At 68.1% G+C, this 2,450-nt stretch carries 3 protein-coding genes and 1 pseudogene; all 4 read right to left on the bottom strand.

The features are described from left to right. Positions 1-471: 471 nt before the first annotated feature. Positions 472-672 (bottom strand): annotated as a pseudogene (locus ACWC9T_RS41545) (IS21-like element helper ATPase IstB); the annotation flags it as partial. A 5-nt stretch (positions 673-677) separates the two neighbouring features. Continuing rightward, positions 678-1,049 carry a hypothetical protein gene (locus ACWC9T_RS41540; RefSeq protein ID WP_449826208.1) on the bottom strand — a complete coding sequence of 124 codons (372 nt, stop codon included), beginning with the start codon at positions 1,047-1,049 and terminating at the stop codon, positions 678-680. Between the two features lie 265 nt (positions 1,050-1,314). After that, positions 1,315-1,809, bottom strand: coding sequence for a SitI3 family protein (locus tag ACWC9T_RS41535; protein ID WP_449826207.1), 495 nt, complete (start codon positions 1,807-1,809; stop codon positions 1,315-1,317). A gap of 23 nt (positions 1,810-1,832) precedes the next feature. After that, a partial coding sequence (locus ACWC9T_RS41530; RefSeq protein WP_449826206.1) for a CdiA C-terminal domain-containing protein occupies positions 1,833-2,450 on the bottom strand: 618 nt, incomplete at its 5' end.

Genomic DNA, 2,450 nt, shown 5'->3' with positions numbered 1-2,450 from the left:
CGCAGGGCGCTGATCACCCAGGCGAGGGAGGGGATGATCGCCACTGCGGTTCCGGCGGCCCAGCACGCATCGGCGAGCGTTCCGGCGCCGGCGAGCCAGGCGATCCCGCAACGAGTCCCGATACGCAGCTTGACCAGCAGCGATGACTTTCCGAGCCCCACAGGATGCCGGATGGGTCAGCGCGCCCGTCTCCCGGGGGCGGGCAGCCTCCTTGCCCCACCCCGCTTCCCGACGCCGACAGCGCCGTCTTCGCCCCAGCCGTGGCCGTCTTCGTCGATCCCGACACCCGGCCCGCCGACGACTTCACGGCACACCGCCGCCGCGCACCACTGTGCGCCTGCACCCCGACGGACGCTCGACCCGCACTGCAACTACGCCCACTGACTTGGGGGCATCCCGTCCCCGTCGCCGCTGCCGCTATCCTCGCGCTCGTGATCAACAAGAGGACCGCGGGTGTGGCTGGGGGCCCGCCGACGACCGCCGGGCCCGGTCGTCGCACTCCGCCATCAGCAGCTCGGCCAGGAAGCCGCGGTAGGTCATCTGGTCCTTGACCGCCCGATCGGCGATATCCGCGAACTCGTTGCGGATCGACGGCAGCCGCAGCAGCCGACAGGCGGTGTCGATGGCCGTGGTCGCGGCCTGCTCGGTCAGGTTCCGCTGGCGGGGCAGCATGGCGGTCATGGCGCTTCTCCCTCTCGCAGGTCACCGCCGCCCACGCGGCGGTGTCGGAGCAACTGGTCGTAGTGGGTCACCGAGGGCAGAGGCCTGGTGTCCGGCGGCAGATGGTTGAGCTTCCACTCGTGCAGGAAGGTCACCGTCGCCGCTCCCGGCCCGGCGACCGGCCGCGATGCGGGCACGGCGACGGTGGGCTCGCCCGGCCCGGCGACCGGCCGCGATGCGGGCACGGCGACGGTGGGCTCGTCCTCGGCCTGGGCTGCCTTGCGGGCCTCCAGGGCGACCGCGTCCGCGGTCAGGGCCCCGGCCCGCAGCGCGGTGGCCAGGCCCGCGACGACGTGCTCGTGCGCGAGGTGGCGGCCCAGCAGCAGCACCTCGATCAGGGCCCGAGCCCCCTCGGCGTCGCCGTGCGCCCTGACCGCCGCAGCCCACCAGGCGTCGTGGACAGGGGTGAACTTCCCGGCGGAGCGGGCCTGGTCGAGCGCGGTCGCGCCGGGGAAGGCACCCGGCGGGAAATATCGGACAGGGCAGGATGGGAATAGGCCGCACGGGCCCAGATGCCCTTCATACCCATCCAACCCATGCGGCCATTTTCATCTCACGGCCCGGCCGACTCTGACTTCATTGCGCCCAAGGCCGTTAGTTTTCTTCGGAGAAGTCGAATTCCTGGGTCTGTCGACGATAGGGCAGGGAGAGGAGGGCGAGGCGGTGTTGGGGCCAAAGGTCCGAACGCTCGCTCAGGCTCAGCTCGCCGTCCCGTCGCATCAGCCAGATCTCCTCGAAGTCATAGTGCAGGACCGCATCACCGGGGATGTGGGACAACAGTCCGACCGCAAGCCGAACGACGTCGTCCTGTTGGCCGGAGATATTGGCCATTTTGTCGAGACGGAACATGACCGAGACGGTCGGTGTGAAGACGCGGCCTCCGACGAGCGGATCCCCCCATGGGGCCGGGCTCTTCGGCGTCACCCGGATGCGGGTACCGTTCAGCGTCTGTGAGCCGTCGCCGAGTAGCTTGTCGGCGTCTGTTGATGCGTTGGACAGCTGCAGTCCCCGCGCGACCGCCTCAAGTTTCGTCGCTACCTCGTCGGGGCTGAGCGGCGTCACCAGGTCGAAGCTGTAGGAAATAGCCATGTCGGCCGTCTTTCTCGGTTGGGTTACGGGTAGAGGTGGAGGATGTTGCCGGCCTTGTCGATCACCTTGACCTCCTTGAGGCCGTTGATCGGCCAGTCGTTCAGCTGCTTTCGCATCGCATCCATGTCGACGGGGGTATCGGACATATTCAGCACGATTCGGTCAGCCTGGCCCTCGTCCACCTTCTCTTGGATCTTGTGGGAGATGGCGCGCGGCTTGTCGGTCGTAGGTGCGTAGCAGTCCATGATTTCTCCCTCGACGCGGTAGTCGGGGTTCTTGTCGCCAGGCACCTTGGGGTTCTGCTCGACCTTGTAACCGTTCTTTGCCAGGATCTCGGCAGACTCGTTCTCCCGGGTGATCGAGCGGACCGTCGTCGCGTCGGCACTCTTATCGATGGGGGTGACACGACCGCCCGGAGTGGCATTCGGGTCGGGTGACCCCGAAGGCCGGGTTTCCATGCTGGGTGAACTGCCTCCTCCGCCCCCGCCGTTACCCTCCATGTGAACCCGGTCGGGCCCGACCGCATCCTGGGCGATCTGGCTGGCGCTGAGACTCCCCCGGGATGCGGGAGAAGCTGACAGCGGTTCAGATGGGGAGCATGGAAGGAAGCCCCACGATGGCCGCACCGATGAAGTACCCAC

Source organism: Kitasatospora sp. NPDC001159 (assembly GCF_053598235.1).
The sequence above is the reverse complement of the archived record's forward strand: the minus strand, read 5'-3'. Positions and strand labels throughout refer to the sequence as shown.

Excerpts from the sequence above, each read along its gene's own strand:
- ACWC9T_RS41535 (WP_449826207.1), bottom strand. The coding sequence starts at position 1,809 with ATGGCTATTTCCTACAGCTTCGACCTGGTGACGCCGCTCAGCCCCGAC.